The organism is Rhodococcus sp. NPDC079359, from assembly GCF_040702585.1.
Lineage (GTDB): Bacteria > Actinomycetota > Actinomycetes > Mycobacteriales > Mycobacteriaceae > Rhodococcoides.
Genome location: NZ_JBFBLH010000003.1, coordinates 80,616 through 92,669 on the forward strand (window position 1 = coordinate 80,616; position 12,054 = coordinate 92,669).

Genomic DNA, 12,054 nt, shown 5'->3' on the forward strand with positions numbered 1-12,054 from the left:
CGAGGGGATGCTCGCCGACTCACGACGCAATTCGCTGGTCGGCGGTCAGCCGACCTCGGGCGTGACGAGCAGCACCTGATCGTCGGATCCGTTGTCGGTGGTGAGCAGGAAGCCGCCGTCGGTTCCGAAGGGGGTGAGCGAACGCAACCTGCCGTAGGTGCCGTCCAGTGCCTCCGCCTCGGCGACGTACTCGGTTCCGTCCTCCGACAAGGCCAGGAAGACGAGCTTCTGCCCCTGCTGACTCGAGATCACCGCGGCACCGTTCCAGGAGCCCCACTGCTCACCGTCGGTGAACGTGACGTCGGGGGTGGCGATGGTCGGATCACCCGAACTCCACACTGCAGGCAGGGCACCGGGAACCCGATCGGGATCGGTCATGGGGACCGATTCGTCGTAGACCGACGGGCGTCGATCGGGGCTGTAGCCGTAGTTTCCGCCTGGCACCAACAGGTTCAGCTCGTCGTCCCGGCTCGTCCCCTGCTCGACCTCGAAGATCTGATCGGTGCCGGGACGGATCGCCAGTCCCTGCACATTGCGGTGACCGAGAGTGAAGATGCGATCCGGCGCGTCGGCTGCGGCGGTGCCATCGGCGTTGACGTGTAACACCTTGCCGCCCAGTGAGTTCCGATCCTGAGGAAATGTCGGGTTCGCGTTGTCGCCGGTGCCGATGTACAGAGTGCCGTCAGGGTGGGCCAAGATTCGGCAGCCTCCGTGCCGTCCGCCGTCGGCGACCGGAATGTCGTCGACGACAGTGCCGGTTCTCGTCAGGGCAGTCCACCCCGGATCGACGGTCCACGACACGACGGCAATGCTGTTCTCGCCGCTACCCTGGCGCCCCTGGCAGGTGAACACGGTTCGAGAGGACTCGAAATCCACCGCCAGTGCGATACCCATGAGCCCGGTCTCACCGGCGGCGTAGAGATCACCGAGGTCCGCGTTCAGTTCACGCTGGACTCCTGCGGAGTCGCGGATGACGAACCGACCGGAGCGCTCTCCGGTCAGCACCGTGCCATCGGGAGCAACCACCACGTCCCAGGGCTTGTCGAGGCCGTCGAGCACGGTGGTGACCGACAGGTTCGGCAGCGGTCCGGTAGGCGCGGCCGGGGAGGGAGCAGCGTCGGAATCGGAGCCCTGCGACGACGAGGTCGCGGACGACTCGGTCGGCTCTGCACTGCTGCCCTGTTCGGTGGTGTCCGTCGAGCAGGCCGCTACCAAGGCCACGCTCATGGCGATGACCGCTGCGCCGGTGACCGGTTTCTTCACGAGCTCTCCTGACGATGTTCGGTAAGTCCCATTCCTCCGGTATCACCGTTTTCGCGACTTCCGAACCACCGACGGATCGCAATCGTGCTCAGGACACCAGTCGATACCCGGCTTCGACGACCGCGGCGTCCACCGTCGCGTCATCGAGCGCCGAATCGCTGCTCACCACGACTGCCCCGGAATCCACATCGACGTCAACGCCGGTGACTCCTGCGATCTCCGAGACTTCTTCTTTCACCGACGCGGCGCAATGCCCGCACGTCATGCCCTCGACCGAATACGTCGTCTGCATCTGAATTTCCCCTCTTCCGTCAGGAACGAACCAGGCGCGCGATGGCCTCGGAGGCCTCTTTCACTTTCGCGTCCGCCTCGGGTCCGCCGTGTTTCGCGGCTTCCACGACGCATCCTGCGAGGTGGGCGTCGAGCAGCTTCAACGAGACCGACTGCAGCGCCTTGGTCACCGCAGACACCTGGGTGAGGACATCGATGCAATAGCGGTCGTCTGCGACCATTCGCGAAATGCCGGCCACTTGGCCCTCGATTCGGCGCAATCGCTTCAGCAGATCGTCCTGCTCGGCGCTGTAGCTGCTCATAACGCCCACCATACCCCTACCCGGTATGGGGTGCACGTCCCGAGAGGACCCGACGGACGCCGTCGACCATCAACAGTGCGGCCGCCGTGACGACCAGAGCGGCCAGCGCGATCCAGGACCCCGAGTAGAACGTCCCCGAATATGCCGGGGACACGTCGGCAACCGCGGGAAACTCGGTGGTGCGCACGCCCGCATTCCAGCACGCCACAGCTCCGATCACCGCGAGCAGAGCCAGCCCCAGCTCCGCCCACCCGAGGGACTTCCTCACAGGTACTCCCGCTTCGCCGTCTCCAGAGCCGCACGCAGACCGTCGTCGTCCTTCGCCCAGGCCTGCACCAGCCCACCGCCCACCAGCCGCAGCCCGATGCCGTGACGCTTGCGCGGCACACCCGACAGCTCCCCGAGTACCCGCGCGGTCTCCCACCTCTTCGGCTCGTAGTCGCCGTCGGCGTACTCCGCCGGCGGCAGTATGTCGTCGATCTCGTCCAGATCGACGGTCTCGGTCCCCTGCCGCAGCCGACGCGTGGTGAGTTCGACGCTCACGTGCATCCGCGCGGCGCGCAGCTGGACGTACGTGAGACCGAGGAGGATCAACGAGAACAGTGCGAGTGCGAACCAGTGGATCACCGGTCCCGATGCGAGTTCGACTGCGAGTACCACCAGGCAGAACACCGGCCCCCACGCCAGCATGCGCCACCGACCACCGGGCTCGTGGAAGAGCACGGGCTCGTCGATGGGAGTCTCGCTGTTCATGTCACTGTTCATCTCACTGCTCACGGACGAACCACTCCCGCGCCGACGGCCGGTAGACCAGAACGGCTGCGACCACCAGCGCAACGGTGATCACCAGCAGCACGAACGGAAACACCAGCGCGGCGAACGTCAGCAGCAGCGCCACGGCTCCGGACAGTGCCACCAGGGCGCGTCGGAACCTGCGGTCTCCGGCGCGGACGGGGCCCGACATCAGACCGACGGCCAAGCCGACCACTCCGAAGATGACGCCGAGTCCGCGGAACACCGTCAGGAAGGAGTCGATCTGTTCGTCGGTCGCACCGCCGGTGGTGAACGATGCGCGGATCTGATCGGCCGGCAGCGTCAGGGCGATCATGCACAGGACGATCAGCAGCACCGCCGAGGACAACCACAGCCAGTAGGCGGCGGATACCACTCGGGGCCGGGCGGTCGGTGCGTCGGTGTCTGCGCTCACGCCAGACATCCTGCCACCGTCGGCGAGCTGTGAGTCCGGCCGGCAGAAATTCTGCGCCGACGCGACGCGCTCAGCCTGCAGAGATTCCCAGCGCCATGATCGCGATGGCGGCCGAGACGGCGAGCAGCAGCCCCAGTAGGGCCCAGCCGGGGCGACCGCTCTCGGCGGGACAGGGCTCGCGGTCGACGGCCGGTACTGCGGTCGGCTGCGCCATGCTCGCTGCTGCAGGGATGTTGTCTGCCATGTCGGTTCCGATCACTCGAGAAGATATCGAGAGTGATGCTAGTCACACAGTCGGTACCGCCGCCGAGAACACGCCCGAAACTATCGCTCTCCCGAAGCGACGAAGTATTCGTTGGATTCCCGACGGTGCATCAGGTAGATCGCCCCGGCGGCCAGCACTCCCTGACCGATGCCGAGCACACTCATCACGATGTTCATCGCGCCCGCGCTCGACGCGATCGAGAACAGTTCCAGGACCGTGGTGAACACGGTGAACGATCCGATGACGGTGAGCAGCATGCGCGCCCACATCTTGCCCGCACGCATCCGCTTGACCCAGAACAGGAACAACGCCCCGAAACCGAGTACGACGAACACCGTGACGACGAGCATCACCGTCACCATCGACTGCGTGGACTCCACCGTCATGTCGGCGGCCGCGTCCTGCGCTGCGAGGTCGTCGAGCAAGGACTGCGCAAATTCCTCGCGCGCCCCGAACAGCGTCCACACCGAGAACAGTGCCGAGAGCGCTCCGATCAGCGCCACTCCCCACCACAGGTGGCGAGCGGTCTCGACGTCGACGGGGGCCGGACGCGGGGTCGGCTCCAGCTCCGGTCCTGGCTGCGGGAACCCGTGCTCCATCTCCCAGCGCTGCCAATCCGGCTGCGGCGGTTGGTTACCCGGGGTGTTGCTGTCGGGGTTGTTGTTCGGAGGATATTCGTTCACAACCAGCCCGCCACTTCGGTAGCCCAATAGGTCAGTACGACATCGGCACCGGCGCGCCGGATGCCGACGAGCGATTCCAGTACCGCTGCGTCGCGGTCGATCCACCCGTTCTGAGCGGCGGCGGTGATCATGGCATATTCCCCGGAGATCTGGTACGCCGCAACCGGAACCGGTGACATCTCGGCGACGTCGCGAAGAATATCGAGATACGACATGGCCGGCTTGACCATCACCATGTCGGCACCCTCGGCGAGATCGAGCTCTACTTCGTGGGTGGCCTCACGACGGTTGGCTGCGTCCTGCTGGTACGTCCGGCGATCGCCCTGCAGCGACGAGCCGACGGCTTCGCGGAAAGGACCGTAGAACGCCGAGGCGTACTTCGCCGAGTACGCCAGCTGACCGACCTCGACGTGTCCGGCTGCGTCCAGTCCGGCGCGGATGGCACCGACCTGCCCGTCCATCATTCCGCTGGGTCCGAGCAGGTGCGCACCGGACTCCGCCTGCGCGACGGCCATGTCGACGTACCGCAGCAGGGTGGCGTCGTTGTCGATGGATCCGTTCTCCCCCAGGACTCCGCAGTGCCCGTGGGAGGTGAACTCGTCCAGGCAGGTGTCGGCCATGATGACGGTCGAATCCCCGAGGTCGGTCTTCAGCCGCGCCAGACCCCGATTGAGAATTCCGTCCGGGTCGGTTGCACCCGAGCCGGTCTCGTCCTTGTCCTCGGTCCTCGGTACCCCGAACAGCATGACGCCGCCGACGCCGGCCGCGACGGCCTCTTCGGCTGCAGCGCTCAGCGAATCCAGCGTGTGCTGATACACCCCCGGCATCGAGCTGATCGCCCGAGGCTCGCCGATGCCGTCGGCCACGAACATCGGCAGCACCAGATGCCGTGGCTCGAGCGAGGTCTCGGCCACGAGTCGACGCAGTGCCGGGGTACGGCGCAGGCGTCGGGGACGGTCGGTGGGGAACAAGCGAACTCCTTACGGACCGGGTGCTACTCGGCTCTTCTGGTGGGACCTAGCGCCGACGTGACTTCTTCCGCGGCGGGGGCAGCGCACCCTCGGCGCGCAGGCGAGCCGCGTGCTCGGCGAGTGCCTCGACCAACGGTCCGACCTGAGCCGACTCGGGCTGCACGTCCACGCGCAGACCGAATTCGACGGCCGTCTCGGCGGTCTTGGGTCCGATGCATGCAACGAGCGTGCGGGCGTGTGGCTTTCCGGCGATGCCGACCAGGTTCCGGACGGTGGAACTCGACGTGAAGCACACTGCGTCGAAGCCGCCGGTCTTGATCATCTCGCGGGTCTCGGCGGGGGGCGGTGCTGCCCGGACGGTGCGGTAGGCGGTGACGTCGTCGATCTCCCAGCCCCGTTCGCGCAGGCCCTCGGCGAGAGTTTCGGTGGCGATGTCGGCGCGGGGCAACAGAACTCGGTTGACCGGGTCGAAGACCTCGTCGTACGGCGGGAAGTCCTCGAGCAGTCCGAGCGAGCTCTGCTCACCCGAGGGCACCAGTTCGGGGTTGATGCCGAACGAGCGCACCTTCGCCGCGGTTGCCTCACCGACACACGCGATCTTGACGCCGGAGAACGCGCGAGCGTCCAGACCGAACTCCTCGAACTTCTCCCACACGGCGCGCACGGCGTTGGTGGAGGTGAACACGACCCACTGGTAGCGGCCGTCGACCAGGCCCTTGACGGAGCGTTCCATCTGGGCCGGGCTGCGCGGGGGCTCGACGGCGATGGTCGGGACCTCGATGGGGATGGCTCCGTGGGTGACGAGGCGATCGCTCATTTCCCCGGCCTGATCCTTGGTGCGGGGCACCAGCACGGTCCAGCCGTACAGTGCGCGAGATTCCCACCAGGACATCTTGTTTCGGCCCGAGACGACCTTGCCCACGGTGACGACGAGTGATCCGACGAGCTCGGATCCAGCATCGTTGAGGGTGGCGAGGGTGGCCTCGACGGTGCGCTGCTGACGGGTGGTGCCGCGGACGGTGATGGCCGCGGGCGTCTGCGGCGCGAGGCCGTGTTCGACCAGGGCACTGGCGGTTTCGGCCAGGTGGCCCGACGTGGCGTGCAGTACGAGCGGGCCAGGAGCAGCTGCGAGTGCTGCCCAGTCGACCTCGCCGCGGACGTCGGCCTCGGTGTGACCCGAGCCGAGTGCCATGCCTGCGTAGCTGGGGACGGCTGATCCCGACGGCAGGCCGGGGAGCACCTCGAACGGCACGTGCGTGCGAGCGACGGCGCTGACCTCGGCGATCACCGAGTCGGTCGTGAGCGGATCACCGGAGACCAGGCGAACCACGTCGTGGCCGTTCTTGGCCTCGGCGAGAAGGGTTTTGGCGACCTCGGCCGGTTCGCCGAGTGCCGGACGAACCTCGACACCGTTCTCACCCGTCTCTGGGTCACGCGGAACGTCGGCACCGACGAGGGCGGTGACACCCTTGTCGACGTCGGGATCGGTGAACGCGAGCTCGGCCGCTCCGAGCACTTCCCGTGCCCGGACCGTGAGCAGAGCCGGGTCACCCGGCCCGGATCCCACGAACAGGATCCGTCCGTTGGTGTTCTTGCGGACTGGGCTCATCGGTTGTTCTCCAGTGCTGTCTTGTGTGGGTACTGCAGTTCTATCGGGGTTGCGGTGCCCCGTTTCGGAATCAGTCGAGCGGTGGCGATCGACTCTCTTCGCACCACCGGACGAGTCGCCTTGCGTTTGGCGCGTCCGCGGACGGGTGCCGTTATGGCCCTAGACATGAGATCCACCCTGTACCTGAGAACCGGCCTGTGCTGGTTCGGTGACTGAAACGAGTTCGCGCGCACCGAGATCGAGCAGTTCGCGGGCCAGTTCGCGGCCCAGCTCCTCGGCTCGGTCGGGTGATCCGACGATCGACGCGCGGATGGTGTCGCTGCCGTCGATGGCGGCGACGCAGCCCCGCAACGACAGTTCGTCGAAGATGCGGCCGTCCTCGTCGATGGATTCGACGACCTCTGCGATCGCGCCGACCGGAGCGGTGCAGCCGGCTTCGAGTTCGGCGAGCAGTCCACGTTCGGCCGCCACCGCGGCGCGTGAGTGTGCGTCGTCGAGGGTGGCGATCGCGGTCACGAGATCGGTGTCCTCGACGCGACATTCGACTGCCAGCGCGCCCTGGGCGGGTGCCGGAAGCAACTGCACCGGGTCGAGCGCTTCGGTGACGACATCCAACCTGCCGATACGGGACAGACCGGCGCGGGCGACGATGACGGCGTCGAGCTCACCCGACGCGACCTTGCCGATCCTGGTGTCGAGGTTGCCGCGCAACGGCAGAACGTTCAATCCCTGTCCGAGAGCACGTAATTGAGCGATCCGGCGGGGTGCGGACGTGCCGACCTTCGCGTCGGCGGGCAGTTCACCGAGTACCAGTCCGTCCCGGGCGACCAGGGCGTCGCGCGGGTCCTCGCGAGCGGGGATGGCGGCGATGGTGAACCGGTCGTCGGCCGCAGTCGGCAGATCCTTGTACGAGTGCACGGCGATGTCGACGGTGCCGTCGGCCAGCGCCTCACGCAGCGCCGCGGTGAAGACACCGACGCCGATGGTCTGCACGGGCGCAGCAGAGAGGTCGCCCGCGGTCTTGACGATCACCAGTTCCGCCTCGACTCCGGCTGCCGCGAGGGCCACCCGAACGGTGTCGGCCTGGGTGGTCGCGAGAAGGCTTCCGCGAGTGCCGATCTTGACGATGTCGGTCATTCGGCACGCTCCTGACCGGTGGTCTCGCCGGGGTAAGAGTCCGAGCGCAGATCGGTACGACTGGCGGTGAAATCGTCCACCAGCTCCAGCGAGCCGATCTCCATCGGCATGGCAACCGCGTCGACCGAGCCGGGGCTCAGCTCGAACAACTCACGCAGCGCAGCGGCGTAGGAATCCCCGCCCGGCGTACTGGCGAGCTGCTTGACCCGCACGGTGGGCGAATGCAGCAGCTTGTCGACGACGCGGCGCACGGTGCGGGCCACCTCGTCGCGCTGCGGCGAGTCGAGCCCGGGCAGCCGCGATTCCAGCCGCAGCAGCTCTCCCTCGACCACCTCGGCAGCACGCTGACGCAGTGCCGTGACAGTGGGGGTGACCTCGGCAAGTCGTTGTCCGGCAAGGTATCCCGAGAGTTCGCTGGAGACGATCTCGCGAGCCGCCGACGCGTCGTTCGCCGCGGCACCGGCAGCAGGATCACGCTGCAGGGACTCCATGTCGAAGACGGTGATGCCCGGCAGACCCGACACCGCGGCGTCGACGTCGCGCGGCAGACCGAGGTCGCAGATCACCAACGGTCGATCGGAGCCGCGGCGGGCGAGAGCGAGGTGGGCGTCGGCGATGGAGACCACGGCCCCCACCGCTCCGGTACAGGTGAGGAGGATGTCGGCCTCGGCGACTGCGTCGGCCAGGTTCTCGAGCGCGACCGAGGTTGCCGTGATGCCGTTGGAGACGGCGTTCTCGGCCAGGTGGTCGGCTCGCTCGCGAGTGCGGTTGACGACGGTCAGGCTGCCGATGCCGGCGCGGCCCAGGTGAGCGACGGCGAGTCCGCCCATCGCACCGGCCCCGAGGACGACGGCCTTGCGGCCCGCGAGGGAACCGCCGAACAGGTCCGCGGCGCGGTCGAGGGCGACCGAGACCACCGAGGCTCCGGCGGCGTCGATTCCGGTTTCGCTGTGCACGCGCTTTCCCACGCGCAAGGCCTGCTGAGCCAGTTCGTGCATCACCCGGCCCGATGCCTGCTGCCCGTCCGAGGCGGCGTACGCCGAGCGGATCTGGCCGAGGATCTGCTGCTCGCCGATGACCATCGAGTCGAGGCCACTGGCCACGGCGAAGAGATGCTCGACGGCGGCCTCGCTGTAGCGGACGTAGGCGTGCTTGGTCAGGTCCGCGACCTCGAGCCCGGAGTGCTCACCGAGAACTTCGCCGACGGCGGTCAGCGCGCCGTGGAACGCGTCCACGACGGCGTAGATCTCGACGCGATTGCATGTGGATACCACCATGACCTCGGAAATGCTTCCGCTGGCCATCAGCTTGTCGGTCAGTTTCGGGCGATCGGTGTCCGTGATGGCGACACGCTCGAGGACTGCGACGGGAGCGCTACGGTGCGAAATCCCGACGAGAAGGACACTCACGGTGCAATCACCGATCCGTTTCTTGTCGAACTGTTGACTGGGCTTGGGTTGCCGGCGATGCGCGGGCCGTGACTGCGGCCGAGACGTGCCGTGGACGTGAGCGGGGGCGGCGAGACCGGCTGCGGTCGGGGCGCGGTGACGATGGCCGGACCGGCGATATCGGCAGGTCCGGAGACGTTGCGGGAGCTGTTGAAGGAGAGCACCTGCATCTCCACGGCCAGGTCGACGCGCCGCACCTCGACGTGTTCGGGGACGTCGAGAACCATGGGCGAGAAGCTCAGGATGCATTCGACGCCACCGGAGACGAGCTTCTCGGCGACGCTGTGCACGGCCTCGTCGGGGGTGGCGATGACGCCGATGGTCGCTTCGAGTTCGCGGCAGGCGACGACGAGTTCGTCGACGTGCCGGACGGTGAGGCCGTCGACGTCGGTGCCCACTCGCGCCGGGTCGCTGTCGAAGAGGCCGACCATCGTGAAGCCGCGTCGAGCGAATCCGCCGTAGCCGGCCAGCGCCTGCCCGAGGTTGCCGACTCCGGCCAGGACGACGCGGTGGCCGCGGTCGAGTCCGAGTGCGCTGTCGATCTTGGCGCGCAGGCGAGCCACGTCGTAGCCGACTCCGCGGACGCCGTTGGGGCCGAGGAAAGAGAGGTCCTTGCGCAGTTTCGCCGATCCGACGCCTGCTGCGGTGGCCAGTTCTTCACTGGAGACGATGAGAACGCCCTCGTCTGCGAGGATCGAGAGGACCCGCAGGTACGTCGCCAGACGGGTGACCGTAGCCTGAGGGATGACCCGCTCTACGCCGCTGGGCGACGGGCGCTCTTCGGTCACGTCTGGGGCTCCTCGTCCGAACGGCAACGACGGCCGATCTTCACGCTGATCCTGCGTTCGTGTCTATTTCACGGACGCTGTTCACACCACGGTAACTGCTTGTGAACGAATGAACAAAGTTGCGCACACCGGCCCTCACCTGCACACGCGAGAGCAATCACACGTTCTTAGGGTGCCCTGCCCGGGTCAGATCGGCCCGCAACCGCGGCACGTCTACCTCCCAGTAACTGTGTTCGATGCCGTCGAGCAGCACCACGGGCACTCGATCCCCGTACTCCGCACGCAGGTCAGGCGATTCCGCTGCCGCCTCGTCGACGTCGACGACGGTCACTGCCACGTCGAATTCGCGGCACACCTCGTTCAGGACCTCGAGCGCGTGAGTGCAGGAATGGCAGCCTGCACGGGTGAGAAGAGCCACGCCGGTGGGGGTCGTCTGCATGCCTCCACTGTGACACGGCCGTAACGGAGACGAAGGTCACAGTCCCCGGTCCCACGTGGGGCCGAACGACAGGGGTCGAGTGCTGCCCTTCGCCTGTCGTCCGGACAACCCCGACTAGGCTTGCGGCGAGCGACTCGACTGGGAGGTGGACAGAAGTGAGTGACGGGGGAACAGACCTGCCGATCGAGAACACGCCCGATATCGACATGGTCGATACGAACGATCCGCGCGAGGACAAGCAGTTCAAGCGCCGCATCCGCAGAATCCGCAATCCGTTCGGTCCGAGCGACGCCGAGGTTCGCGCCAACGTTGCAGGCCAGGCCAGTGCCGATGCCGCTCTGGCGTTGCAGATCGAGTCCGAGGGGGCCGTTCCGCGGGATCTGACTGCTGCCGCCTTCTTCGACGTGGACAACACGATGGTGCAGGGCGCGTCGATCATTCACTTCGCTCGAGGGTTGGCCGCCCGCAAGTACTTCACCAGCGGTGATCTGGCCCAATTCGCTTGGCAGCAGGTCAAATTCAGGGTCAGCGGCAAGGAGAACAGCGAGGATGTCGCCAGCGGACGCGAGAAGGCGCTCTCGTTCATCACCGGCCGTCCCACCTCGGAGCTGACCCGGCTCGGCGAGGAGATCTACGACGAGATGATCGCTGACAAGATCTGGGCCGGCACCCGGGCTCTGGCGCAGATGCACCTCGACGCCGGTCAGCAGGTCTGGCTGGTGACGGCCACTCCCCTCGAACTGGCCCAGATCATCGCCAAGCGTCTCGGCCTGACCGGCGCGCTCGGAACCGTCGCCGAAAGCAAGGACGGAGTGTTCACCGGCCGTCTCGTCGGCGACATCCTGCACGGCATCGGCAAGGCGCACGCGGTGCGCTCGCTGGCGGTGCGTGAAGGTCTCAATCTCAAGCGCTGCACCGCGTACTCGGACAGCCACAACGACGTGCCGATGCTCTCGCTGGTCGGCACCGCCGTGGCGATCAACCCCGATACCGATCTGCGTGAGCTGGCCAAGAACCGGGGTTGGGAGATCCGCGACTACCGCACCGGACGCAAGGCCGCCAAGATCGGTGTGCCCACGGCGTTGGCGTTGGGCGCGGTGGGCGGCGGGCTCGCTGCGGTGATCGGCCGTCGCAAGGCCTGATCCGTCCGACCGCGGGCGATCAGAGAGTGAGCTGCATCAGCGTCAGGTCCAACCACCGACCGAACTTGACGCCCACCTGTGGCATCTGTCCGACGGTGGCGAACCCTAACTTCTCGTGCAGAGCGATCGACGTGGTGTTCTCGGACTCGATGAATCCCACCAACACGTGAATGTCGCTCGCTTTCGCTCGCTCGATCAACTCGCTCAGTAGCGCACTGGCCAGCCCGCGACGGTAGAAGTCTCGGTGGATGTACACCGAATGTTCCACCGAGTGTCGGTAGCCGCTCTTGACCCGCCACTGCCCGTACGACGCGTATCCGGCCACCCGGCCGTCGACCTCTGCGGTGAGTACCGGGTATCCCGCGGCGATCCGCCCCTCGAACCAGGCCGTGCGATCGGCGAGGTCGACCTGTTCTTCGTCCCAGATGGCGGTGGTGTTGGCGACCGCATCGTTGTGGATGTCGAGAATCTCGGGTAGATCGGCAGCGGAAGTGTCGCGAATTTGCACG

At 67.0% G+C, this 12,054-nt stretch carries 17 protein-coding genes; 1 reads left to right on the plus strand and 16 read right to left on the minus strand.

The features are described from left to right. Window positions 1-45: 45 nt before the first annotated feature. From AB0362_RS08520 to AB0362_RS08590, 15 genes are all read right to left on the minus strand, one after another. Window positions 46-1,263: a PQQ-dependent sugar dehydrogenase gene (locus tag AB0362_RS08520; RefSeq protein WP_317533426.1), complete on the minus strand. Its 1,218-nt coding sequence runs from the start codon at window positions 1,261-1,263 to the stop codon at window positions 46-48. Window positions 1,264-1,351: 88 nt separating this feature from the next. Next, a complete protein-coding gene (locus tag AB0362_RS08525; RefSeq protein WP_269595737.1) occupies window positions 1,352-1,555 on the minus strand; it encodes a heavy-metal-associated domain-containing protein in 204 nt (67 codons plus the stop codon). Between the two features lie 19 nt (window positions 1,556-1,574). Further along, window positions 1,575-1,856, minus strand: a complete 282-nt coding sequence (locus AB0362_RS08530) for a metal-sensitive transcriptional regulator (protein WP_032393890.1) — start codon at window positions 1,854-1,856, stop codon at window positions 1,575-1,577. Between the two features lie 16 nt (window positions 1,857-1,872). Beyond that, window positions 1,873-2,124, minus strand: a complete 252-nt coding sequence (locus tag AB0362_RS08535; protein ID WP_317533425.1) for a hypothetical protein — start codon at window positions 2,122-2,124, stop codon at window positions 1,873-1,875. Beyond that, window positions 2,121-2,609 carry a hypothetical protein gene (locus AB0362_RS08540; RefSeq protein ID WP_317533424.1) on the minus strand — a complete coding sequence of 163 codons (489 nt, stop codon included), beginning with the start codon at window positions 2,607-2,609 and terminating at the stop codon, window positions 2,121-2,123. The genes AB0362_RS08535 and AB0362_RS08540 overlap by 4 nt, the downstream gene beginning before the upstream one ends. A gap of 13 nt (window positions 2,610-2,622) precedes the next feature. Further along, complete coding sequence (locus tag AB0362_RS08545; protein WP_317533423.1) at window positions 2,623-3,063, minus strand: hypothetical protein; 441 nt, start codon at window positions 3,061-3,063, stop codon at window positions 2,623-2,625. 70 nt (window positions 3,064-3,133) lie between these two features. Beyond that, a complete protein-coding gene (locus AB0362_RS08550) occupies window positions 3,134-3,307 on the minus strand; it encodes a hypothetical protein (RefSeq protein WP_317533422.1) in 174 nt (57 codons plus the stop codon). A gap of 80 nt (window positions 3,308-3,387) precedes the next feature. Then, the gene (locus AB0362_RS08555; RefSeq protein ID WP_317533421.1) at window positions 3,388-4,011 is read right to left on the minus strand and encodes a hypothetical protein; all 624 of its coding nucleotides are present in this window, start codon (window positions 4,009-4,011) and stop codon (window positions 3,388-3,390) included. Next, on the minus strand, window positions 4,008-4,982 hold the full coding sequence (gene hemB, locus AB0362_RS08560) for a porphobilinogen synthase (RefSeq protein WP_317533420.1): 975 nt from the start codon (window positions 4,980-4,982) through the stop codon (window positions 4,008-4,010). The genes AB0362_RS08555 and hemB overlap by 4 nt, the downstream gene beginning before the upstream one ends. A 46-nt stretch (window positions 4,983-5,028) precedes the next feature. Beyond that, window positions 5,029-6,591 (minus strand): bifunctional uroporphyrinogen-III C-methyltransferase/uroporphyrinogen-III synthase, encoded by a 1,563-nt coding sequence (locus AB0362_RS08565; RefSeq protein ID WP_068046447.1) that lies wholly within the window; start codon window positions 6,589-6,591, stop codon window positions 5,029-5,031. Then, window positions 6,588-6,758: a hypothetical protein gene (locus tag AB0362_RS08570; protein WP_156516050.1), complete on the minus strand. Its 171-nt coding sequence runs from the start codon at window positions 6,756-6,758 to the stop codon at window positions 6,588-6,590. Before AB0362_RS08570 ends, AB0362_RS08565 begins: the two co-directional genes overlap by 4 nt. Beyond that, on the minus strand, window positions 6,751-7,728 hold the full coding sequence (hemC, locus tag AB0362_RS08575; protein WP_300517569.1) for a hydroxymethylbilane synthase: 978 nt from the start codon (window positions 7,726-7,728) through the stop codon (window positions 6,751-6,753). The genes AB0362_RS08570 and hemC overlap by 8 nt, the downstream gene beginning before the upstream one ends. Beyond that, complete coding sequence (locus AB0362_RS08580) at window positions 7,725-9,137, minus strand: glutamyl-tRNA reductase (protein WP_317533419.1); 1,413 nt, start codon at window positions 9,135-9,137, stop codon at window positions 7,725-7,727. The genes hemC and AB0362_RS08580 overlap by 4 nt, the downstream gene beginning before the upstream one ends. Beyond that, window positions 9,134-9,964 carry a redox-sensing transcriptional repressor Rex gene (locus AB0362_RS08585; RefSeq protein WP_317533418.1) on the minus strand — a complete coding sequence of 277 codons (831 nt, stop codon included), beginning with the start codon at window positions 9,962-9,964 and terminating at the stop codon, window positions 9,134-9,136. The genes AB0362_RS08580 and AB0362_RS08585 overlap by 4 nt, the downstream gene beginning before the upstream one ends. A gap of 157 nt (window positions 9,965-10,121) precedes the next feature. Next, complete coding sequence (locus AB0362_RS08590; RefSeq protein WP_068046471.1) at window positions 10,122-10,403, minus strand: glutaredoxin family protein; 282 nt, start codon at window positions 10,401-10,403, stop codon at window positions 10,122-10,124. Window positions 10,404-10,609: 206 nt separating this feature from the next. Between AB0362_RS08590 and AB0362_RS08595 the strand changes: the two genes are divergently transcribed. Next, window positions 10,610-11,545, plus strand: coding sequence for an HAD-IB family hydrolase (locus tag AB0362_RS08595; protein WP_068046474.1), 936 nt, complete (start codon window positions 10,610-10,612; stop codon window positions 11,543-11,545). 19 nt (window positions 11,546-11,564) lie between these two features. Here the strand turns inward: AB0362_RS08595 and AB0362_RS08600 are convergent, their stop codons facing one another. Continuing rightward, window positions 11,565-12,053, minus strand: a complete 489-nt coding sequence (locus AB0362_RS08600; protein WP_317533417.1) for an N-acetyltransferase family protein — start codon at window positions 12,051-12,053, stop codon at window positions 11,565-11,567. Window position 12,054: the final 1 nt, after the last annotated feature.